Consider the following 20,935-nt stretch of genomic DNA (forward strand, 5'->3'; position numbering starts at 1 on the left):
GACGGCACCGGACACGGCCGCAGTTCACTTTAGGCGCGATTGATGTCGTCCAGCTTCTTGCAACTTCGGCACCTTCGCTATTTCCTGGGCGTCGTGGATGCCGGTAGCTTTTGCCGGGCCTCGGCCACAATCAATGTGGCGCAGCCGGCCCTGAGCCAGCAACTGGCTGCGGTCGAAGCCGAGTTTGGAGTCACGCTGCTGCAGCGCAGCTCACGGGGCGTTCGCCTGACGCGCGAGGGCGAGGTCTTCTATCGGGAGGCCGCTTCCATCCTTCAGCAGGTGGATCAGCTTCATGGTATCGTCCGCTCTACGGCAAGAGAACCGGAAGGTTTGGTAAGGCTAGGCATGTCCTCGGCTCTCGTCGTGTCGTGGGCTTGCGAGTTTATGGAAGCCTGCCGGACAATGCTTCCGAAAGTGGATGTCCGTCTGGTGACGGGTGACGATCTGCGCATGAGGTCGCTCGTCGCATCACGCGCGCTCGACATCGCTCTCGTGTTGGAAGATGAGCCTATCCAAGGTATGGCCCGCCAGCCGCTGTTTCATCAGCCACTATCCCTGGTTCGGCCTCCGGTTGCTGAAGCTGTCGCGCCTTCCATTTCGCTCAAGGCAGTAGCTGACGTTCCTCTTGTGCTGCCGGCACGGCCCAACACGCTTCGCAGCGTATTGGACCGGGCGTTTCAAGCGGCGGGCGTGCTTCCCAACTGCATCGCCGAGGTCGATACGTTCGTCAGTGCGCTCTCCTTGGTCAAGGCTGGTATCGCCAATGCGGTCGTTCCGAAGTGCGTTGTCTCCGGCATCCCTGCCTATGGAGACCTGAGGCCGATCGTGATAGATCCCCCCATATCTGTGACAGGCTGCCTGATCTCTTCCGGCGATACTCCGCTCCCATCCAACGCGCAGGCGGTAGGTGCCTTGTTGGCCACCCATGTGGAAAATATGCTTCCGAGAGATCTCCTGTCGCTTGAAGCCTCCTCGCGATAGCAGCCTAGCGACGGCGACTTTGCTCGGACACCACTTCGTCGGTCTGGTCCCGGCTCGAAGCATCGACCATGCCTTTGCCGGCGTGCTCAGCCCGCATTCCTGGCCACCCAGGTCAGTTGCTGGTTCAGCGGCCGATAAAGATGCGCACCTGTCGCAGCCCATGAGTGCGCCGGGCGTCGAGCCGAGCATCTCGAGGCGCGATGGTTGCGGCGGTCGGAACTGATGATACCAACGAAGACCTCGACTGAGGAATATTCGTATTGGGTGGATACGTTCGACCGGTCGCATAGAGCGACGGTACTGCTCACCAATCCCGCGCGAATTGCCCCGGCGACTTATGACGATCGGCAGTTTGCTTCCTGATCCGTGATCGACGCCATCGGTACCGATCTCAATGGCGCAGCGAACGATTGACGACGCAGCCACTGCCCGGTGCCGGTGACGCGAAATGTTCCTCCGGCGCGCGTTCCTAATCTCGCGGAGGATCTCGTGGACAAGTGTGTTCGGTCGCACCTGATCGAACCTCTGCAGCGTTCTGCGGGCAATCGGATAACTCGCGACTGAGACGGCCTATCTGCCGTGATGGGCCATGTGGATTGCGGTCTTCAACAGCCGAGGACGTGCTTCCGATCCGATGGATCTGCGACTCTCTTTGCAGCCATAGGCATGAGATATCGCTTCATAATGAACAGCTATTTGTTCTGGGCCTAGGGATTATCTATCTATCACGTACGTAGGAGCCCGCGCATCGGGAACGAGCCTCGGCAGCACTGTGGGAGTAGAAGGTGAGATGAAGCCACTGACCACAATGTATCGACACGTGGCGGACTAAGTGGAGGCCGAGGCCGCAATTCATCGGCTTCTCGAAGGAAGACAAGGCAAGTGTTGGCTCTAACGCTTCTATCGCGCGGGCGACGTTTTCGAGGATTTCGGCCGCGGATTTGGTTCAGACAAAGGACTTTGAGTCAGCACTGTGGTTTTCCAGGTATTCCATGATCTCAGCGAAGGGGCATGTGTTCGGACTTGGCAGACCGGTTGATGCGCCGGTCCATATCTCGCGCACGGTCGCCGTATTGTTTCGATTCCGCAGTAGGAATGAAGGAATTCGTGAAGCGTCGCCACCGCCTCGCCTGCGTGCACTGAAGGTCGACTATGACGGGGATTGACGGGCTCGGTAAGTCGCACGCAACTGACTTCAGAGCCGACCATCCTGAGGGTGGGGACGCGTCTTGTTCTGAAGCGAGTCATGGCTTTGAACAAGGGACCCAAACTTTCAGCTCTGTCGGGGAGCGAGCACGGTCTCAGTCTCAACTATTAGGATCGTCCTCCAGCAGCGGCATCTTTCGGGGCGGATTTGCCGATCGTTCGTTCGGCGCATCTCGGATCTTCGCGCAGGCGCTGCAGGACGCAACCGATGGGGGCCGTCCCGGTTCAGGCCTACCGGAAGCCAGCTCCTCGCGTGCCGATCGGGAACTGCGGCGCGATGATCGACACCCTAATCCGAAGAGGAGGTTGCGGATTACAGATTGCCCTCAACGGCCTCTGGAATAGGACAGTCAGGATTTCGTCGAGGCCTTCGAGTGATTGACGACATGAGATGTGAGTTGGGGGTAACCAGCCTGGACGGCGTTCGGGACTTAACCGGCGGATTGATCATGGACTCTGACAGAGTAGCTCGATGACCACGTTTCACAAAATTGGCAATTCCCTTGCTTCTCTACGTTCCCAGGTTGGGCAGATCGTTGGCGGACAGGCTGAGGCCCCGAGAGCGATGACTGCGCTCCAAGGAGAGGGGCATTCAGTTGCTCCGCTCTATACTCGGAGTGTGGCAACTCCAGCTGAGAGGAGCTCTGCACTGCGGCTGGTCGGGAAGGCAACGAACAATGGAGACGGAGCGAAAGACGGTAGGGGAGACGGGCCAAACTTTGCGCGCGGAGTGAAATTCGGATTGTGTCTCGCGGGAGCAGGCTACGTCTACAATGAGGTCGCAAACAACTTCTTCCTTTCTACCACATCACTGCATGACGGGAAGAAGGGTTTCACCAGCAACGATCGGCTCAGGTTGGTTCAGGCGAAGGCGCGGGAGTATTACACATCGTATCACGCTGCCGGACCTGACGCTCGGCGCCTCCACGAATGCCCCCTCAATCCAATCCGTACCTGCGGCAACAACCTGTTCGTAACGATGATCGACTACCGGGCGGCGACCTATGTACATGTTGGCCGCCTGGCGGATTCCACAAAGGCGCGCACTTCTCTTGCGCTGAACCTGAGCTGCATGAAGGGTCATCTCGTGAAGGACGGGTGCGTGGCCAAGTATAGGCCACCCAAAGCGCCGAAGGATCCGGATCTGACGAGCAGTGCGTTATACGACAGAAAGAACAAGTATGCATTGACGGGCGTGCTCAACGAGGAAACCGGTGCTTACGGCTACACCTCGAGGTCGGTCACTCAGCCATTCGTGAACAAGGGCGTTCAGCACTTCCGGGACGCCACCTTCCGGAGCGAGAATGGACTAACTTTGAAGCGATGCATCGAAAAGCTCGAGGCGTTACTCGACAAGGACAAGGGTCTCAGAGAGGAATCCCAGTTCGCAGCTGGCCAAGCCATCCTGAACTTTAGGCAGGTCTACGCTGCGGACGAGCATTGGGGACACGCTGAGAGCGTCGTGATGCGGACCCTGGCCGAGCACGGATGGCTATCACGGACGGAGACCGAAAGGCTCGATGCGACTCTTATGTTCGAAGATCCAAATAAAAATCCGCTCAAACGCAACAAAAGCTGGGTTGGGCCTAGACTACACCAACTTGACATCTGGCTTCAGCAGAGGTGGTCGGGTCATGATCCTGTGATAAGCGAGGAGCTGAACCACCGGGAAATCGACAACATGAGCAATCTACCCATCGCGCACGTGAAGTTGAACGAGCGGGGCAATGGGTTCGAGGACTGCTCCGGGCTGGGCGACTCGTTCACGTGCGCAAATGCCGTCGCCTGCATCAATCACGCGCGCTTGATGAGTGGTCAGCCACGCCTCTCAAAGGAGGAGGTCATAGTCATCGTCGCGTGTCTTAACGCCGTATACGACGATACGACGTCAATACGGCATACGCTCCACGAGGTGGCACGAGGCTGCTTCGCCGGCGCTGGTTTCACCATCGAAGACGCGGATGAATTCTATGAGGAGGTATGTCGGAAGGCCGCGCGAGAGTACTACGGCGGCAGGTATCTCTCCAACCAGAGCTGACGCCATAAGAAGTCGCCTGTCAATCGGCGTTCAAATTTGACGGGGGGTCAATATTGCAGGCCGAATGACACATCTGGTCAGCTGACAATCGTTCGCCGCCTTCTGATTGATCATTGAAGATCACTGGTCCATCGTTTTCTCGCGGTTCGTACGGGGTCCAAACCGCCTCTCGCTGGATCACTTCAAGAGGAAATTCAAAACGGCCTCGAAATGATGTGTATCACCACAAGTCAATCGCACCAACGCAGTCGCGCGCAAAATGGCTGTCATCCTCCATGCGATCTGGACCGATGGCACCGAGTTCCAGGCAGAGATGCGCACCGCATGAACCAGCCTTAAACAAATCCAGATCCGCCTCGGCGGAAGTCCCTGCCGGGACGAAGGTGTTGGCAATCTCGAAGTCGTCCCTGCGGGCGTTACGCGCACCGCGCTCTTCTCATCGAGATGCCGCGCCTCTTGAACGCCACCATGCGGCGCCTCTGCATAGAGACGACCGCGGAAAGAACCATGAACCCAGCGGTGGATCATTTTTGTCTATCGGGGTGTTAAAGAACAGACGACTGGTTATGATCGGAACTGCGGGCTGGCTTGCCGGCTACTTCTACATACACGACGGTGACGATTCAGGTTTCGTTTGCGAACGGCTGCGTTCTTCAACAGCCTGGCAGGTCCGAGCGCGGTCGGGACAAATGACGTACTCGTAGCTGTCCGCGTTACCCGCCTACGGTACAGGTCGTCTCTCATCGCAGCTTCTGGGAGCAGCCTGGACATAGGCACGCGACGAGTTCTCGATTCGCCTTGAATCGCACGTAGCGTCATATTGTATGATCTCGAAGTAGACGACAACCGTCTCTGGCCCGACAAAGCGCTTTCCAACAAGCAACAGAGGTTGCAAATGTCTCAACTCTTGGCTCGTGCAACACGAGCCCCATTATCAGCGGCGGTTTGGCGCTGTCCACGTTTTCATCCGCGATCGCGGATACAAAATTGGATTCGAAGCCACGCGGGCTCAAGGCCTGCGCGGCGGTTTGTCCTCCCGATGCACGAGAAGTCGCTCCCACCGTTTCGCTTGAGGAACTGGCTGAGCTCCCCCTTTGTGTTGCCGACGCGCCCAAACACAGTTCGCGATGCGCTAGACCGGACGTTTGAAGGGGCCGGCGTGATGCCGAACTGCATCGCGGAAGTTGACACGTTCGCCAGCGCGCTCTCCTTGGTTCAGAGGCGGTCTCGCGAATGCGATCATACCCAAGGGCGACATTCCCGATATTCCGGGCCACGAAGATCTGAGGCCGCTCGTGAGAGATCCACCGATCCATATGACAGCCTGCCTCATCTCCTCTGGCGACCTCGCCTCCGCCGCCGAAGCCGTGAGCGCCTTGCTGATTGCGCAGGTGGGTGCTTCAAATAAGACCTCATGCCGGATGCGAGCTGATTGCGATATCTGATCTCGCTTCAAAAGCCGAGGCCCTAACAGCTGCTGAGTGACAATTCAGTGGCAGGCGGTTCAACTACTAAAGGTGATAGGAAATGCGTATCACAAATAGTCAATTGGGAAGGGTGTTTCAGGCGGCGCAACGCACCGAGATCGCACCACAGGGCTTGATGGTTGCGCCCCACAGGGCCAACTCGAATACGACTCCACTGACCAACTGTCTTGCCCCTCGACAAGTCACTTCTGGTCTTCGTGGGCCAAATCAACGCTCGAAATCCAGTGGCGGAGAGGAAACACGCGGAAGCGGCAATTCGCCTGACTTGGCCTCTCGCGTGATGAAGTACGCTTTGGGCACGGTCGGGGCGGCCTATCTTTATGACAAAATGGCCAACGACTTCTTCCTCTCCACTACGTCTTTGCACGATGGAAAGGGGGGATTTAGCAGCGACACCAGACTTACCAAGGCCGAAAAGCAAGCGGAAAAATACTATCAAGTTCATTGCAGCCTTTCCGATGAAGAGAAGAATCGTATTGCCAGCCGGGCTAAAGCCCCAGAAATCGTTGGAGCTAACAAGTTCGCATCTATGATGGACTACCGTGCGGCCACCAAGGTTCACATCAAGAACTTGGTAAATACGGAGCAGGCACACGGCTCCATCATGAAAAATATTAAATGCCTCAAAGGGCGTGAGATGACAATTGAGGGTATCTCAAAACATGTCCCGACGATCGTGCCGGACTGCTTAGATTTGACGAGTTCACCAGAATACCTCAGGAAGAACAAGTACTCGCTGTCAGGTGTTAAAAATGAAGAAACCGGTTCGACCGGTTATGCATCCAGAACGATAACGAAGCCGTTCATTGAGAGAGGGCTGAATCATTTCATTGCAGAAGTTGAAAGCGACAGATCTCTGTCACCCAAGCAGGCCGTCGAGGCACTGGAAGCCCACCTCAATAGCGACAGACGCCTTGGTGACAACGCTCAGCTTGTCGCGGGCCAAGCTTTTTTGATTTTCAGTCGGGTCTATGAGAGCAACTGGGGAACCGCACACAAGGTTCTGATGCCTTATCTTCATGAAAAGGGATGGCTGTCTCTGGCGGAAAATGAGAAAATGGGCAAGACGAGGCCATTTGCTCGGGAAGATATGGAAAAGGGCTTGCTTAGGAGAAACACCAGCGTGATCGGCCCATTTTTTCATGATGCGTACGTCCGTGTGCATAGCGCACTTTCTGAAATGGAGCTGGTACCATCAAAAGACTTTTCGGATAGGCAAGTCAGAGAAATGAGATACCTTCCGATTGCTCATTTTAAACTGAATGATAGCGGAGATGGATTTGAAGACTGCTCGGGTCTAAGCGACTCGTTCACATCGTTCAACGTTGCCGTTTGCATCAATCACGCGAGAATGATGAATGGCGACGAGCGTTTGTCAAAGGATGATGTGGTGGTACTTGTTGGTTGTCTAAATGCGGTTTTTGATAGTGCGAGCGGGGTGAGGCATACACTACAAGAAAACGCGAGAGGATGCTTTGCCGGGGCTGGATACGCAACCGAAGACGCGGACGACTTCTACAGAACTGTATGCAAGAATGCGTCCGATAAGTTTTATGGTGGCAAGAGCCAGATACCGTGAGGGCGTCGCCGCGTAAGCCACTGTCGAGGCTTTGAAGCGCTCGACGGCGCACTTCCTTAATCGCTTTAGTGGTTCATCACAGTGGTTTTGACGTTTTGGTACCGAGCCATTCGAGGATGGGCAAGTTTTCGGGTGGCAAGAGAATCTCGATGCTTCGGGGAACGCCGGGCTGACGGCGAATGAAACCGTTCCGGGGGTGACGATCAACCGGTCTCGCGACTGCGCTCGGTCCCGGGTCCGGCCGCTACGCGTCGGCGCTATGCTGACCCTCCTGCGGGTGCCTTTTTTCTTTAGCCTCCGCTTCGCTTCGGCACCCCGCCCTTTACTTCATGGTCAGATCGCCATGTCAGCGACATCGGCAAGTGAGGAACGATCGGGCTGTAAAGCCAAGAACGATGAAGTTGCGAGTCCGATTCTCGGGACCGTCGGAGATGATCATTGTTCTCCAGCGGAATTTCGCATCAACGCGCTTTGAGAGTGAGAGTGCCGGCCGGGTTCGCCGTGACGGGTTGAGGGTTGGGAGAGAGGCTCCCGACGCCCGTCGCGGAGAACCGCCTTCCACGAACTCTCACATTGGAGTGGCGCAGCTTCCCGACTCGGTCGGGATCTCTCGGGCTCATTCGGCTCCAAATCCTACGCACGCGAGGAGTTGGTCGCGGAGATGGCCGGTGCATTCGTCTGCGCCTCACTTGGCATCGTGCCGACCGTGCGCCACGCCGACTACGTTGGATCGTGGCTGGAGGTGCTGCGCGAGGACAACCGCGCCGTCGTGCGCGCGGCGAGCACGGCATCGAAAGCCGCCGATTTCCTGCTTGCCTTTCTACCGCACACGATTGCCGCTGACGGCGCGAGGAATGAGGAAACCGCGTGATGGATCACCACCTTCCTGAACCGCCTGCTCGCGCTCACCATCGACCTGCAAGCCGTGTTGTTTACGGCGTTCGAGCAGCTCCTCAATGCAAAGGTCGAGGGCGCGATCGCCAGCGGCGTCTACGATGTCGGCCTGGAGACATTGCAGGCCGAAAGCTTCGGCGTCACCGATCGGCGCACGATCTACACGCACCCTGCCACCGGCGCGGAAACCCGGCTGCTCACGATCACCGAACGCCGGCGCAATCGCCCCACGACGCTGCATCAAGCGCTCGACTATCTCCCCGATGCTCAAGCGGTGCTCCTAGTCAACGAGCGCTCGGGGCGCGCCGCGATACAGATTCCGGCGCCGAGCCTCATGCTCGATGACGGCGAGATCGAACGCCGCGTGCGGCTGATCCGTCCGATGGAGCACCATCACGCTTCGACGAAGATGGTGGACGAAAGCCACTGGCAGCCAGCGGATCGCGAAACATTCGCCGCGGCATGGAACGGGGAGGTCGTCGACGTACCGGAGTTCGCCGACAGCACCCTCCATATTGTCGCCGGCTTGCTGTTGCCGATCTGGAAGCGACTTCCAAACGAGTCGACCCGGGTCTATCGGCTCCAGACCGACGAGGGCGAGCGCCTCATTGGTCGCAGGGTCTCGCCAGCCTGGGCGGCTAAGCGTAGGATCGGGAGCACCGAACGTCTGTCCCTGTAGAATGGGACAAAACCGAAGCTAACTCAATTGAGACGGTGCGGCGAGGCCAGCAGACGCAGCACAATTGTAAACAGTTCGTTTTGAGCGGAAATGCCGAGCTTCCCGTAGGCGCGCTTTCGATAAGTGAATGTCGATTGCAGGCTGATTCCCAAGTCGACGGAGATCGCCTCGGAAGTAAAGCCCGAGAGAATACGCAGGCACACCTCCTTTTCGCGGTGGGTCAGCCGCCTCAGCGGGTCGCAAGTCGAGAACAGAAGTTCAAGCTTGTCGAAGGGGTGATCGTCTAACGGGCTCTGTGCTTGAAAATGACGCGCCACGGCCGCACCCAAGCCAGGTGCGATGCTGCTGAGCCGCTCGACTTGTTGAGGGCTGAAGCGGCCCTGCTCGACGGTTCTGTAGAAATTCATGTAGAAGCAGGTGCGATCGACCCAGATAGCCGCGGCGAACTTGTCGACGATGTCGGCGTCTTCGAAGAAGATTTTAGCGTATCTCGCGCTATACATTCGGCGCGCGAAGGCGGGTAGTGTGATTGGCGAGGCACTTGTTCGCTCGCGAAAGATCCGATCCCGATTTGGATCAGCCAGATGAAAATGGCTGGAGTAGGCGGAGCCGAGATCCGGTCCAATCGGGATGTTGCCGATATCAAGCAGGCAACGCGCCGAACGCTCGTCGGCGAACGCAAATACCATGCAGTGCCCGACACCTGCTATGCGCCGCGTGGTGTCGATCAGGACTTGCCCGAACGAGGGGCGTCCAATCGCGAGCACTGCAGGCGCGATATCAGTGTCTCCTGACCTGTCGGTAGGCCGGGAAGCCTCCATGGTTTCCTCCGTCAAATCTGCTTTTTCGCAAGCTTACCAGCGGCCTGCGGATCTTGGAAGCGGCTGCGGGTGCCCGCTCGCGCAAAACTCTAGCGCTCCATCTTGTGTCACTACGGATAGGGACAGACGTACGGGTCCGGTCTGTCTAGGGTCCAATTACTTTAGGGACGCAAGCAGGGGGGCCGGTCTAGTGAATCTCGCTGTGTTCCGGTTACTTGTTCAGGACGAAGTGCCGCCAGCCTTCATCGTGGTGCTGGTTTTTGCACCCGCGCTCACGACGTGGCGCGCAACAGAGAGCGCCGTGCGGCGACGGGCCGGAGCGGCATGAGCGAAATCCGACAAACGGTATTTGTGGTTCCGCTGCCGCTGATCATCGCGGAGTCTAGGGGGGCCTCAAAGATCTTGCGATCAGCACCACGCTGACCCGATCGTCACTGGAGCAGGAGGCCGTCCTGAGGGCCGGCGCCGTGGATGTCGCAATCACCGCCATGGACAATGTGATTGCCTGGAACCGTCGCGGCGGCGATTTCATCATCATCGGCCAGATCGAGCAGACCACGCCCCTGACGTTATGGGGCGGTCCCAGCGTCCGCGAGATCAGCGAAGTTGCGGGTGCTCGCCTGGCAGTCGACGCGGCCGACAGCGGCTTCGCAATTGCGCTGCGCGCTTTGCTAAAGCGGCACCGCATACCAGACCAACACTGTTCATGGCTCCCTCTCGGAGGCGTCAAGCAAAGATCCGAGGCGCTGCTGGCCGGCCGATGCGACGCAACGCTGCTCGGTCCGCCTTTCGACGATCTTGTCCTCCGGGCCGGGTGTCATGCGCTCACGGATCTTCAGGAGTCCTGGCAACAATTTCCGGGCCAGGGGATCGTTGCACGCAAGACGACGATACAAGATCACGCGGCTGCCTTGAGAAAGTATCTTGAAATAATTGGAGCGTCGCTCTCATGGGCAAACGAGCATAAAGAGCGCGCCATGAACGTTCTCGTCGAGGCGCAGCTCCCGCCCACTGCTGCTCAGGCAATGTTGCGAACCGCAGCCCGCGACCTTCGCCCATCGCCAGCCGGAATAGACCTCCTTATCCAGATGCGTTCCGAACTCAATCTGTTGGATGGGCCAGCTCCGAACTACGCGTCCCTCGTGGACCAATCCCTCCTGCCACGCAAGCTCGCTTAGGCCGACGAGATAAGACGTCCGGCGCAGTTGACCGTGCGAGGCATCCGGCTTGCCAAGCGTCTTGACCATCCTATTTCGAAACGATACGGTTAGTAATTAATATGTCAAAAAGACATCGCTTGGGACGGAAACGGAGGAGGCAAAAGATGGACGATGAAACTCGTTCGGAAAGCGAGCTTTGGCGCGGTCGGTACCTGATCGCAGGCTGCCTGCTCGGCATGATGATGAGCGTCTCATCGATTTACTTTTATACGTCGGGCCTGTTCTTGAAGCCGCTAGCGGCGGAGTTCGGCTGGACCCGCGGGATGGCCTCGCTCGGGCCTCTGATCGGAATTCTGACCATCGGTCTTGCCAGTCCCTTCGCGGGCCGCCTGGTAGATAAGTTCGGTGCTTTCCGGATGGCGCTTCTGTCCGCGGGCGGGTTAGCTTTGTCGTTTCTCTTGCTGGGGATAGCGACGGCGGGCCTGGTCAGCTTCCTCTTTCTGACGTTCCTGCTGGCCATTCTTGGTAGCGCCACAACTCCGGTCTCGTACGGACGCATGGTCGTCGGCAATTTTCCGATGCGCTTGGGACTGGTATACGGGATCGTGTACTGTGGACCCGGGCTTGGAGCATTGCTGTTCCCAATCTTGGTCAGTCCCCTGCTAGGCGCCTATGGCTGGAGGGGTGCATATTTTGCGCTCGCACTGGTGACCATTGGCACCATCCCGCTGATCGCGTTGCTGCTGAAGGCGCAGGCTGGGACGAGCAAATCCAATTCTGGCAGCGCGCAGTGGAATTGGCGTTTGTATGCCGACCGGCGCTTCATGCTGCTGGCAGCCGTCTTCCTGCTCGCTTCAACAGGCATATTCGGCACCATTGTTCATTTCGTCCCAATGCTGACGGACCGTGGTATTCCGCCGGCCACCGCTGCGGGGCTGGCTGGCGTGATTGGCTTCGCCGTCATCGCCGGGCGGCTGATTACCGGCTTTCTGCTGGACCTTGTCGAGACGAACCTGCTCGCGGCTGGGATCTTTCTCTTGTCCGCGTGCGGGGTGCTCATGCTGGCTTCGGGCAACTCGGAGCTGATTCTTCCGGGGACCTTGGCGATGGGCTTCACCATAGGATCGGAGTTCGACCTTGCTCTTTTTCTGGTCGGCAGGCGCTTCCCGCCCACTCATTTCAGTGCGCTATTCGGTGGCATCTATTTGGCGGTGTCCGTTGGTGGCGGCGGTGGGCCGATCCTGGCCGGAGTGATGTACGACGCGGCCGGCAACTATCTTCCCTGGTTCGTGGTCGCGGCCATTTGCCTGCTCCTTTCGTCTGGACTTTGTCTGGTGGGTCGTCTGGCCGTGTTCCGAGATAGCGCCATCGCGCCGAGCACCGCGTAGAATCAAAGCGGCTTCTCAGGTCCAACAAGGAATCGGTGGCTTTCCGCCGCCCAGATGGTTTCTCAGACCGCGGCACCGGCGGGTTGCGTGTCTAGATTTGGAAATGTAATGAACCTGGATCAACAGCTTCTACGTCAATACCGGTCGGGAGAAGGGTTGCCGATCGCGATCAAATCGACCCCTCTTGCTGAATCGCTCGGGACCAAGCTTGAAACAATCGATGCCGCGGGATCGCGTATCGAACTGTCCTTTGTTGTTGGACAGCAATTCCTGCAAGCCGAGGAAGTTGTTCACGGCGGCATCGTTACGACAATGTTGGGCTTCGCCATGGCCTATGCAGCGCTGCTAGCAATTCCGGAAGGCCTTTCGGTTGCGACAATCAACATGAATGTCTCCTACCTTAGGTCGGCAATACCGGGTCACCACAGCGCCGTTGCTGAGATCGAGCGGTGCGGGAGAAACATCGTGTTCGCGCGGGCGCAGTTACTGGAGCGCGAGAACAAGCCAGTCGCCACGGCGGTCTCCTCGCTCGCAATCGTGAGGCCTCGCCGCAACGATGTGCACGAGCTTGTCACCGGCGCGCCCAGGCAAGTTATCGTATAGGATACAGAGCTATTTCTTCTTCAGCCGCGAGACCCTTGCTCTTGCATCGATCGTAAACAACGAATCGACGCTGTCGCAAAGCAATTGGATGAATTCTTCATCCAGCGATTGGCCGAAGATCAGACGACGATAGATCGGCGAATACAGCATCTCGACGGCCCAGGCCGCGTCGATATCAGGCCTAAATAAGCCTTCCTGCTGCCCTCGCTGGAATGTCTCCTGAACCAAGCGCCGACGGTTCTTGGCAAACCGCTCGTTGAACTCGGCCAGGAGTGCATTGTTGTCGTGGCCTTCACAGAGGATCTGCACCACGAGCTTGCCGGCGCGACCGCTGAAATATTGCACGAGAGACGTCAGGTGCCGCTTGAGCGCCGTCCGCGGATCAACCGCAGTTGGCATCGGGGTATTGCTGAAATGGGATTCCATGAACGCATCGATGACCAGAGCGCCCTTGCTGTCCCACCAGCGATAGATCGTCGCCTTTGAAACCCTTGCCTCGCGAGCGACCGCTTCAATTGCGAGGTCGGCGACCGACATGGTCTGCAGCAGGCTCATCGTCGCCGACAATATCGATCGCCTGGAGGCGAGGTCGCGTGGTCTCCCGATCGCCCTTTGATCCGACGTGTCGGCATCTTGAGTAGTCATCTGTCCGCCGGCCGCAGCTCGCTTTGGCGCGCGCCTTGCCTGAATGGGTGATGCCATGGTGCTGAGCATTTCAAAACGAAATTCGAACCTGTTCGTTTCCGTAGCACAGCATCGCGTCCTTCGACAAACAGGTTTGCCTCGCTATTCCTAAGTGATTGGTGCGGCCAACTCCTTGACAAGCAGTCTCGTTATAGATACGAAACGGATCGTATAAGAAATAGGGAGGAATACGGTGAAGCTCGGACGAATCTCAGTCGATACTCCTTTTGGTCCGGTAAGCCGGCTCGTGGCGGTCGAGACAACGAAGAACAGGGTCGTCGATCTCGCAACGGCGGAAGTTCTTCGCCGCCAGGCCAAAGGCGCCACGCGAGAAGCTGCCCAGCGGTTCTCGTCGGCCATCTTTCCCGGGAGCATGTCTGCCGCCATTGCTCTCGGTGATATCTTCCTGGCGACCGCGCATGAGGCGCTCGAGGTGCGCGGGGATGACGCCGCTTCTCCCATTTCAAGTGTGAACTGGCTGAGCGCCGTTGATCCACCTGTGATCAGGGACGGTCTCACTTTCGCGAAGCATATCCGCCAGTTTCATGAGCGCGTCGGCGCCGAGCCGACGGAGGCACTGCTCGAGATTCCCGGCTACTTCAAGGGCACTCCCTTCACCGCCGTCGGCCACGATGCCGAGGTGCCGAAGCCGTTCTACACAGACTACTTCGACTACGAGCTGGAGCTCGGCTATGTCGTCGGGCGGGTCTGCCACAACGTTACGCCCGACGAGGCGCGGCAGGCGCTCTTTGGCGTGACCATCTTCAATGATTGGAGCGCGCGCGATGTTCAGAAGCTCGAAATCAAGATCGGCATGGGTCCGGGAAAGGGTAAAGATTTCGCGTTTGGAATCGGGCCATGGATCGTGACAATGGACGAAATCGGCCGCCTCGACGATCTTGAAATGACCGTTCGCATCAATGGCAAGGAATGCTCGCGCGGAAACAGCACCGAGACGATCTGGAGCCCGGCCGAGTTGGTCGCCTATATGTCGATATCCGAGTACGTCCAGCCGGGTGACCTGATTGCCTCCGGCACGGTCGGCAACGGATCCGGCCTGGAGATCGACCGAAAGTTGGAGGTCGGTGACGTCCTTGAGCTTGAAGTCTCGCGGATCGGCACACTCCGCAACAGGATAGGCCCGCCGGAGGAAAAACGCTGGTGGCCCGAGCGGCGCAAAAAGTTCTGGTGAGCCATTTCCTCCAGCTTTGGCCGCCGACTTAATCCAGGTTGAGAATTGATCATGGCAAGACCAGTTCGTCGCATTGTGACCGGACACCGCGCTGACGGCCGTTCGGTTATCGTCTCCGATGACGCCGCGCCCAATGTTCATGTTGTACCGGGCACCCCCGGCCTGGCAGGGACCGTTGTTTGGGTAGCGGATAAAACGCCTGCGGACATCGTGCAGCAGCAGGAAACAGCTCCTTCCGATCGCAAGCTCGCCATTGAGCCGCCCCCCGGCGGTAACGTCCTTCGCATTGCCGAATTTCCGCCCGACCACCTCTATTCCCGCGAAGAGCTTGAGAGATTCAGGCGCGGGATCGGCAGCCCCGAAGCCTTCGACACCAAGGCGCGACACTTCTTCTTCCACAAAACGCACACGCTGGATTACGCGATCGTGCTGGAAGGGGAGATCTGGGCGATGCTCGACGAGGGCGAGGCCTTGATGCGGCCCGGCGATGTCTTGATTCAGCGCGGTACCAACCATGCATGGTCGAATCGCTCCGAACGAATCTGCAGGGTGGCGTTCGTGCTGATCGATGCCGAGCACGACTAGGAGCGAGGTGGCTGAAAACGATGTCCAATCCAACCATCATCAGTTGCGCGCTAACCGGTGCCGGAGACACGGTCAGCAAGAGCCCAGCCGTTCCCGTCACGCCTACGCAGATCGCGGATCAGGCGATCGACGCGGCGAAGGCAGGAGCTGCCGTCGTGCACATACATGTGCGCGACCCTGTCACCGGCGCGCCGTCGGTTAAATTCGAGCTCTATGCCGATGTCGTGGAGCGTATCAGGGCATCATCGACCGATGTTGTCATAAACCTGACCAGTGGGCCCGGTTCTCTGTACGCCGCAGATGGCTTGTTGCTTCAGCCGGCTCCCGGGATCAATCCGCCCATGACGGCGCAGCAGCGGCTCGACCACATCCTCAAGCTGAAGCCGGAAATCTGCAGTCTTGATGTTGCGACCCTGAACTTCGGTCGCATTGCAATGGTCAACCTCGTCAACGACCTCGAGGTCATGGGCCGAACGATATCGGATGCCGGGATCAAGCCGGAGATCGAGGTGTTCGATCTCGGACACATCCGGCTGGCCAAACACCTGCTGGACACCGGCGTGCTGAGGGCTCCGGCCTTCTTCCAGTTCTGTCTCGGCATTTACTGGGGCGCTCCGGCCCAATCGGACGTTCTTCAGTTGATGCGCGGGATGCTTCCGCCCGGCGCACTCTGGAGTGCTTTCGGTATTGCGCACGATCAATTCAAGATCGCAGCCGCAGCGTGCGAGCTTGGAGGCCACGTGCGAGTCGGCCTTGAGGACAATCTCTATATCGCGAAGGGTAGGCTTGCCTCCAGCAACGCCGAGCTCGTTGAGGAGGCAGCCCGGCTCGTGACGAGACATGGGTCCAGGCCAGCTTCGCCGAGCGAAGTCAGGAAGCTATTGCTCGGCATTTAGCCTTTCGCACCGAGAAAAAGGTCAGAAGGGTCATCTCGTCGGAACGCCGATTTCTGATCGCCAAGATCGTTTCGGCAGAGCTTGAGCCAGAGGATGCAATGATCGAGCCGTTGCGGACTGAAACTTCTGACGGGATGGGAATCGATTGGGACGTCGGCATCCAAATGGATGATGGCATCGTGCTCCGTGCCGACGTTTTCAGGCCGATTGCAGATGGAAAATATCCGGCGATCCTCACCTATGGACCCTATGCCAAGGGGTTGCATTTCGAGGATGGCTACCCGACCGCCTGGCAAATCCTGATCAGAGATCATCCGGAAGTGCTACGAGGCACGAGCGGAAAATACGCGAATTGGGAAGTTGTCGATCCTGAAAAGTGGGTGTGCGACAATTTTGTCTGCATTCGCATCGACAGCAGGGGCGTTGGAAGGTCACCGGGCGTGATTGATCCCTGGTCGCCACGCGAAGCAAGAGATTGCCACGATTGTGTCGAGTGGGCGGCGGCTCAGCCCTGGAGCAACGGACGCATCGGCATCGCCGGAGTTTCCTATTTTGCGACGAATGCATGGCATGTCGCGGCGTTGAATCCACCTCACCTGGCCGCAATCTGCGTCTGGGAGGGCGGCGGAGACTTCTATCGCGATTTCACCCGCCAAGGCGGTATCGTCTGCGACTTCCTGCTCAATTGGTACGACATACAGGTCAAGAGCGTTCAGCACGGACTGGGCCTGCGCGGAGCCCGAAGCCGAGTGACCGGCCTACCGATCGCTGGAGACGAGACGCAGTCCGAGGAGGAGCTCAGGCGCAATCGCGTCGATTTCGCGCAGGACATTCTCCGGCATCCGCTTGATGACGTCTATAACCGCGCCCACTCAGCGAATTGGTCAAAGGTTCGTGTTCCCCTCCTGTCGGCGGGAAGCTGGGGCGGAAACGGCTTCCATTTGCGCGGTAACGTCCAAGGCTTTCTCGAAGCTGCGTCCGAACAGAAGTGGCTCGAGATGCACGGCTTAGAGCATTGGACGCACTTTTACACAGATTATGGAGTCGGGCTACAAAAGCGGTTCTTCAGTTACTTCCTGAAACGCGAGCCAAACGGATGGGACGCGCATCCGCGCGTGCAACTCCTAGTCCGGCATCCCGGCGAACGTTATGTCTTGCGGTACGAGCATGAATGGCCATTGGCCCGAACCAAATGGACCAAAATGTATCTTGCTCCAGGCGGCGCGGAATTGCGATCGGAGAGTCCGGCGAGCCTCGAACAGGCGACCTTTGAGGCGGAAGGGGAGGGGCTAACGTTCAAGACTTCGCCAATGGCGTGTGAGACGGAGATATGCGGGCCGGCGGCCGCCAAGCTCCATGTTTCATCGACGACGACGGATGCGGACCTGTTCGTGGTGATCCGTCTGTTCGATGAGATGGATCGCGAAGTTCATTTCGTGGGCGCTGCGGATCCCCATACACCGATCGCACAAGGCTGGCTGCGCGCCTCACACCGCAAGCTTGATCCGTTAAAGAGCACCCCGGTCCGCCCCTTTCACACGCATGACGAGGTCTGGCCGCTTGCGCCAGGTCAGACATATGAGCTCGACATTGAGATCTGGACGACGAACATCGTGATTCCGGCTGGTTATCGATTGGGATTTTCGGTTCTGGGGCATGACTACGAGTATGGGGGACTAGGCATCCCCATGTCGAACTTCAAAAACAAAATGAAGGGTTGTGGGCCAGCCATCCATACAATGGATCGGCAGTCCGATGTGTACAAGGGGACGACATCGATCTACTCCGGACCTGGGCAACCGAGCTACATTCTACTGCCAATCATCCCAACGGCCGATGCATCTTCGAGCTGACGCGAATGAAGGTCTTTCCAAGTAGCCAGATGGAGCGATCGGCAACTTGCCGTCCCCACTCGGGAGCCTCAGCACGCATCCTGGAAAGTCGGGGAACTGCAATGGAGGCCTCCGTTCCTTCGCAAAGGATTGGTTTACGGGCAGGAGGTTGTGCCTGATGATGCCGAAAGACGATCTCACTGGCAAGCTTATCGTCGTCACGGGCGGCAGCAGCGGCATCGGTGCGCCCACAGTTCGCGAATTCGCGGCGCTTGGTGCGGGGGTTGTCATCGGCTATCACAAGGGAGAGGAACGCGCGAAAGCGCTGCTGCAAACGTTGCCTGCGGCTGAGCACCGGATTGCTCACCTAGAGCTCCAAAACCCGGCAAGTTTTAGCGCCTTAGCCGAATCCCTCACGTGGGAGTTCGGCCGGCTCGACGTCCTCGTCAACAGTACTGGATACACGAGGGCTGTTGCGCATGCGGATCTCGCAACCCTCGATGACCGGCAGTTCACAGAAATCGTCACGGCGAACCTTTGCGGACCTTACGCCGCTATCCGGTCTTTTCTGCCTTTGCTCCAGGCCTCCGGCGAGGCGACCATTATCAACGTGTCCTCGATTTCAGGGTTTACGGGCTCGGGCAGCAATATCGCCTACTGCGCCGCCAAGGCCGCTCTCGACAATTTAGCCATGTCCCTGGGGCGCGCTCTTGGCCCCGCGATCAGGGTGTTGAGTGTCTCACCCGGAGCGGTCGACACGGATTTTGTCCCCGGTCGCGATCTTGCTGCCGTGCACGCGGCTGCCAAGTCGACGCCACTGCGGCGCATTGTCGAACCGGAGGACGTAGCTTCCGCGATTGTTGCCTGCGTTACGCGTTTGCGGCGAGCACCGGCATTCGATTAGTTGTTGACGGTGGGCGGCATCTGTAACGATCTCGCGAGGCAATGATGGAGCAGACTGAAGTGGAAGCTCCCTCGCCTAGGCTTGCCGACGGGGCTGGACACAAGACCTTTGAACAGTTCCGCGAGATGCTAAAGCCCATTCGCGGACCGGCGGGGCGTGGCTGCAGCGAGGCGGACGTCCTGATCGTGGGAGCCGGTCCCATCGGGTTGACGGCTGCCAACTTACTTGGCTCATTAGGCGTTAAGACGCTTCTGATCGACCGTAACGAATTCACCGCGGATCTACCTCGCGCGCTGGTGATCGATGACGAATACATGCGTCTGCTGGACAATCTCAGCATTCTTCCCGCAATGCGGGACGATATAGCTCCGCCCTTTGGGATCTACTTTTACTCATCGTGGGGAACGCCGATCATCAAGGTTCTTCCTTTTCTGACTCCGAACGGGTTCAGTACGCGAACGGGCGTTGTGCAGCCGGTTTTTGAGAAGACGTTGCTATCGAGCGTCCAGCGGCTTCCAAGTGTGGATGTTCAATATTCGACAACCGTCATCGGCCTGGAGGTGACACACGACGGAATCCGCTTGCGCGTGCAAAAGCTCGATGGGACGGATCGAACCATCGAAGGCCGCTATCTTCTGGCGTGCGACGGCGCGAGGAGCTTCGTCCGATCCGAGCTTGGTATCCCATTTGAGGGGACGCGAATCGATCAGCCGCACCTGGTGATCGATCTTGCCGAATTTCCGGATCAATCACCGTACTCGCGATTTTTTTGCAACCCGGCCCGACCACTCAACAGCATACCGACTCCCTATGGCGGTCGCCGCCTAGAGTTCATGCTTGCTCCCGACGATGATCGGGAGGTTGTTACGACTCCCGAGAGCATCCGCTATTTGCTCGACCATCATTCTCCATACAAAGGGATCGAGGCCAAGATCATCCGTTCGGTCGTCTACGGATTTTCCGAGCGCATCGCCAATCGTCTGCAGCAAGGACGAATCTTCCTCCTGGGCGATGCCGCCCATGTCATGCCACCGTTTGGTGCCCAGGCCATGAACACCGGTGCAAGGGATGCGAACAATATTTGCTGGAAGATCGCAGCTGTGCTGTCGGGACGCGCAAGTGAGCGCATCCTTGATACATATGAATCGGAGCGACGCCCCCAAGTCGAAGCGATTATCCGCTATTCGGTCACAATCGGCAGGCTCGCAAACATCCACAGCAGACCTCTCGCCGTGCTTCGAGACATCGTGTTTTCGATGCTGAACAAGGTTCCGCCGATAAGGCGCTTTTTCTCAAGCATGCGCTACATGCCAAGACCGTGGCTGGAGAGGGGCTTCTTGGTTCGTCGAGACAAGCGGAGCACTGGGCTTGTCGGCCGCACACTTCCCCGTCTCAACTTGACCCTAAGTGACGGGAGGGTTCGAACTGTCGATGATATTTCCGGACGCGAATTCCTGCTGGTGGGAATCGGGGTGGACGGGACATCGCTACGCGAACTGTTGGCCCATCCTCTCGCTCAGCAACAGCGCTGGCGCGCCATTGCGATCAACATCGGGCAGCGCCAATTGCGAGCGGACGACGGAATCGAAGTGGCGCGGATTCTCGGTGAAGACATGCAACGGATGTTTGCGGCTTACCGCGGGGACGTGGTGCTGGTGCGGCCTGATGGATATGCGGCGCTGGCAGGCGATCGAAACTCGGTGAAGGCCGATATGGATATCCTCTGGCAAGCATATGGCAAACAGCCAAGTGAGCACCGCGAAGCTAGACCGGCCGCACGCAGTCAAGTCGAATGAACGCGTCGCCGCCATTCGACAACGACCGGACCAGAACAAGGAGGATAAGGTTGAGCGGCACGGCAGCGGCCTCGCCACGCGAAGATGGAATCCGCTTCGCTGGCGTTCAATGTTTCAGCGCGACCTTCTCGATCCCGGCTGCGACCACTCTTTGTGCCGCGCCGATCTCATTCAACTGGAAAGTTCTGGCGATCGGGATCGTCAATAACC

At 58.2% G+C, this 20,935-nt stretch carries 14 protein-coding genes and 2 pseudogenes; 14 read left to right on the top strand and 2 right to left on the bottom strand.

The window, feature by feature from the left end; genetic code table 11:
- Window positions 1-42: 42 nt before the first annotated feature.
- The 5 genes and pseudogenes from ACP2YO_RS14475 to ACP2YO_RS14495 form a co-directional block, all read left to right on the top strand.
- A complete protein-coding gene (locus ACP2YO_RS14475; RefSeq protein ID WP_426441433.1) occupies window positions 43-981 on the top strand; it encodes a LysR family transcriptional regulator in 939 nt (312 codons plus the stop codon).
- Between the two features lie 1,678 nt (window positions 982-2,659).
- The gene (gene xopAG / locus ACP2YO_RS14480; protein ID WP_426441434.1) at window positions 2,660-4,225 is read left to right on the top strand and encodes a XopAG/AvrGf1 family type III secretion system effector; all 1,566 of its coding nucleotides are present in this window, start codon (window positions 2,660-2,662) and stop codon (window positions 4,223-4,225) included.
- Between the two features lie 1,527 nt (window positions 4,226-5,752).
- Window positions 5,753-7,291, top strand: coding sequence for a XopAG/AvrGf1 family type III secretion system effector (xopAG, locus tag ACP2YO_RS14485; RefSeq protein WP_426441435.1), 1,539 nt, complete (start codon window positions 5,753-5,755; stop codon window positions 7,289-7,291).
- A 547-nt stretch (window positions 7,292-7,838) separates the two neighbouring features.
- Window positions 7,839-8,162: pseudogene (locus ACP2YO_RS14490) on the top strand (zincin-like metallopeptidase domain-containing protein); the annotation flags it as partial.
- Between the two features lie 3 nt (window positions 8,163-8,165).
- Window positions 8,166-8,825 (top strand): annotated as a pseudogene (locus tag ACP2YO_RS14495) (strawberry notch C-terminal domain-containing protein); the annotation flags it as partial.
- Between the two features lie 62 nt (window positions 8,826-8,887).
- Here ACP2YO_RS14495 and ACP2YO_RS14500 read toward each other — a convergent pair.
- Window positions 8,888-9,685: a helix-turn-helix transcriptional regulator gene (locus tag ACP2YO_RS14500; protein ID WP_426441436.1), complete on the bottom strand. Its 798-nt coding sequence runs from the start codon at window positions 9,683-9,685 to the stop codon at window positions 8,888-8,890.
- Between the two features lie 467 nt (window positions 9,686-10,152).
- On the opposite strand from ACP2YO_RS14500, the gene ACP2YO_RS14505 reads away from it, so the two are divergent.
- From ACP2YO_RS14505 to ACP2YO_RS14515, 3 genes are all read left to right on the top strand, one after another.
- Complete coding sequence (locus tag ACP2YO_RS14505; RefSeq protein ID WP_426441437.1) at window positions 10,153-10,863, top strand: ABC transporter substrate-binding protein; 711 nt, start codon at window positions 10,153-10,155, stop codon at window positions 10,861-10,863.
- 146 nt (window positions 10,864-11,009) lie between these two features.
- Complete coding sequence (locus tag ACP2YO_RS14510) at window positions 11,010-12,233, top strand: MFS transporter (RefSeq protein ID WP_426441438.1); 1,224 nt, start codon at window positions 11,010-11,012, stop codon at window positions 12,231-12,233.
- Between the two features lie 108 nt (window positions 12,234-12,341).
- Window positions 12,342-12,836: a PaaI family thioesterase gene (locus tag ACP2YO_RS14515; RefSeq protein WP_426441439.1), complete on the top strand. Its 495-nt coding sequence runs from the start codon at window positions 12,342-12,344 to the stop codon at window positions 12,834-12,836.
- Window positions 12,837-12,845: 9 nt separating this feature from the next.
- Here the strand turns inward: ACP2YO_RS14515 and ACP2YO_RS14520 are convergent, their stop codons facing one another.
- Window positions 12,846-13,403, bottom strand: coding sequence for a TetR/AcrR family transcriptional regulator (locus ACP2YO_RS14520; protein ID WP_426441440.1), 558 nt, complete (start codon window positions 13,401-13,403; stop codon window positions 12,846-12,848).
- 310 nt (window positions 13,404-13,713) lie between these two features.
- Between ACP2YO_RS14520 and ACP2YO_RS14525 the strand changes: the two genes are divergently transcribed.
- The 6 genes from ACP2YO_RS14525 (at window position 13,714) to ACP2YO_RS14550 (ending at window position 20,725) form a co-directional block, all read left to right on the top strand.
- Window positions 13,714-14,712, top strand: coding sequence for a fumarylacetoacetate hydrolase family protein (locus tag ACP2YO_RS14525; protein ID WP_426441441.1), 999 nt, complete (start codon window positions 13,714-13,716; stop codon window positions 14,710-14,712).
- A 51-nt stretch (window positions 14,713-14,763) separates the two neighbouring features.
- Window positions 14,764-15,297, top strand: coding sequence for a cupin domain-containing protein (locus tag ACP2YO_RS14530; protein ID WP_426443191.1), 534 nt, complete (start codon window positions 14,764-14,766; stop codon window positions 15,295-15,297).
- 20 nt (window positions 15,298-15,317) lie between these two features.
- Window positions 15,318-16,193, top strand: a complete 876-nt coding sequence (locus ACP2YO_RS14535) for a 3-keto-5-aminohexanoate cleavage protein (protein WP_426441442.1) — start codon at window positions 15,318-15,320, stop codon at window positions 16,191-16,193.
- Between the two features lie 98 nt (window positions 16,194-16,291).
- Window positions 16,292-18,046 carry a CocE/NonD family hydrolase gene (locus ACP2YO_RS14540; RefSeq protein ID WP_426441443.1) on the top strand — a complete coding sequence of 585 codons (1,755 nt, stop codon included), beginning with the start codon at window positions 16,292-16,294 and terminating at the stop codon, window positions 18,044-18,046.
- Between the two features lie 157 nt (window positions 18,047-18,203).
- On the top strand, window positions 18,204-18,929 hold the full coding sequence (locus ACP2YO_RS14545; RefSeq protein ID WP_426441444.1) for an SDR family NAD(P)-dependent oxidoreductase: 726 nt from the start codon (window positions 18,204-18,206) through the stop codon (window positions 18,927-18,929).
- A 44-nt stretch (window positions 18,930-18,973) separates the two neighbouring features.
- Window positions 18,974-20,725 carry an FAD-dependent monooxygenase gene (locus tag ACP2YO_RS14550; RefSeq protein WP_426441445.1) on the top strand — a complete coding sequence of 584 codons (1,752 nt, stop codon included), beginning with the start codon at window positions 18,974-18,976 and terminating at the stop codon, window positions 20,723-20,725.
- The last annotated feature ends 210 nt before the right edge of the window (window positions 20,726-20,935 follow it).

Origin of the sequence: Bradyrhizobium genosp. P, from assembly GCF_049949265.1 — a bacterium.
Taxonomy (GTDB): domain Bacteria; phylum Pseudomonadota; class Alphaproteobacteria; order Rhizobiales; family Xanthobacteraceae; genus Bradyrhizobium.

Excerpts from the sequence above, each read along its gene's own strand:
- ACP2YO_RS14475 (WP_426441433.1), top strand. The coding sequence starts at position 43 with ATGTCGTCCAGCTTCTTGCAACTTCGGCACCTTCGCTATTTCCTGGGC.
- xopAG (WP_426441434.1), top strand. The coding sequence starts at position 2,660 with ATGACCACGTTTCACAAAATTGGCAATTCCCTTGCTTCTCTACGTTCC.
- xopAG (WP_426441435.1), top strand. The coding sequence starts at position 5,753 with ATGCGTATCACAAATAGTCAATTGGGAAGGGTGTTTCAGGCGGCGCAA.
- ACP2YO_RS14500 (WP_426441436.1), bottom strand. The coding sequence starts at position 9,685 with ATGGAGGCTTCCCGGCCTACCGACAGGTCAGGAGACACTGATATCGCG.
- ACP2YO_RS14510 (WP_426441438.1), top strand. The coding sequence starts at position 11,010 with ATGGACGATGAAACTCGTTCGGAAAGCGAGCTTTGGCGCGGTCGGTAC.
- ACP2YO_RS14515 (WP_426441439.1), top strand. The coding sequence starts at position 12,342 with ATGAACCTGGATCAACAGCTTCTACGTCAATACCGGTCGGGAGAAGGG.
- ACP2YO_RS14530 (WP_426443191.1), top strand. The coding sequence starts at position 14,764 with ATGGCAAGACCAGTTCGTCGCATTGTGACCGGACACCGCGCTGACGGC.
- ACP2YO_RS14535 (WP_426441442.1), top strand. The coding sequence starts at position 15,318 with ATGTCCAATCCAACCATCATCAGTTGCGCGCTAACCGGTGCCGGAGAC.
- ACP2YO_RS14540 (WP_426441443.1), top strand. The coding sequence starts at position 16,292 with ATGATCGAGCCGTTGCGGACTGAAACTTCTGACGGGATGGGAATCGAT.
- ACP2YO_RS14545 (WP_426441444.1), top strand. The coding sequence starts at position 18,204 with ATGATGCCGAAAGACGATCTCACTGGCAAGCTTATCGTCGTCACGGGC.
- ACP2YO_RS14550 (WP_426441445.1), top strand. The coding sequence starts at position 18,974 with ATGGAGCAGACTGAAGTGGAAGCTCCCTCGCCTAGGCTTGCCGACGGG.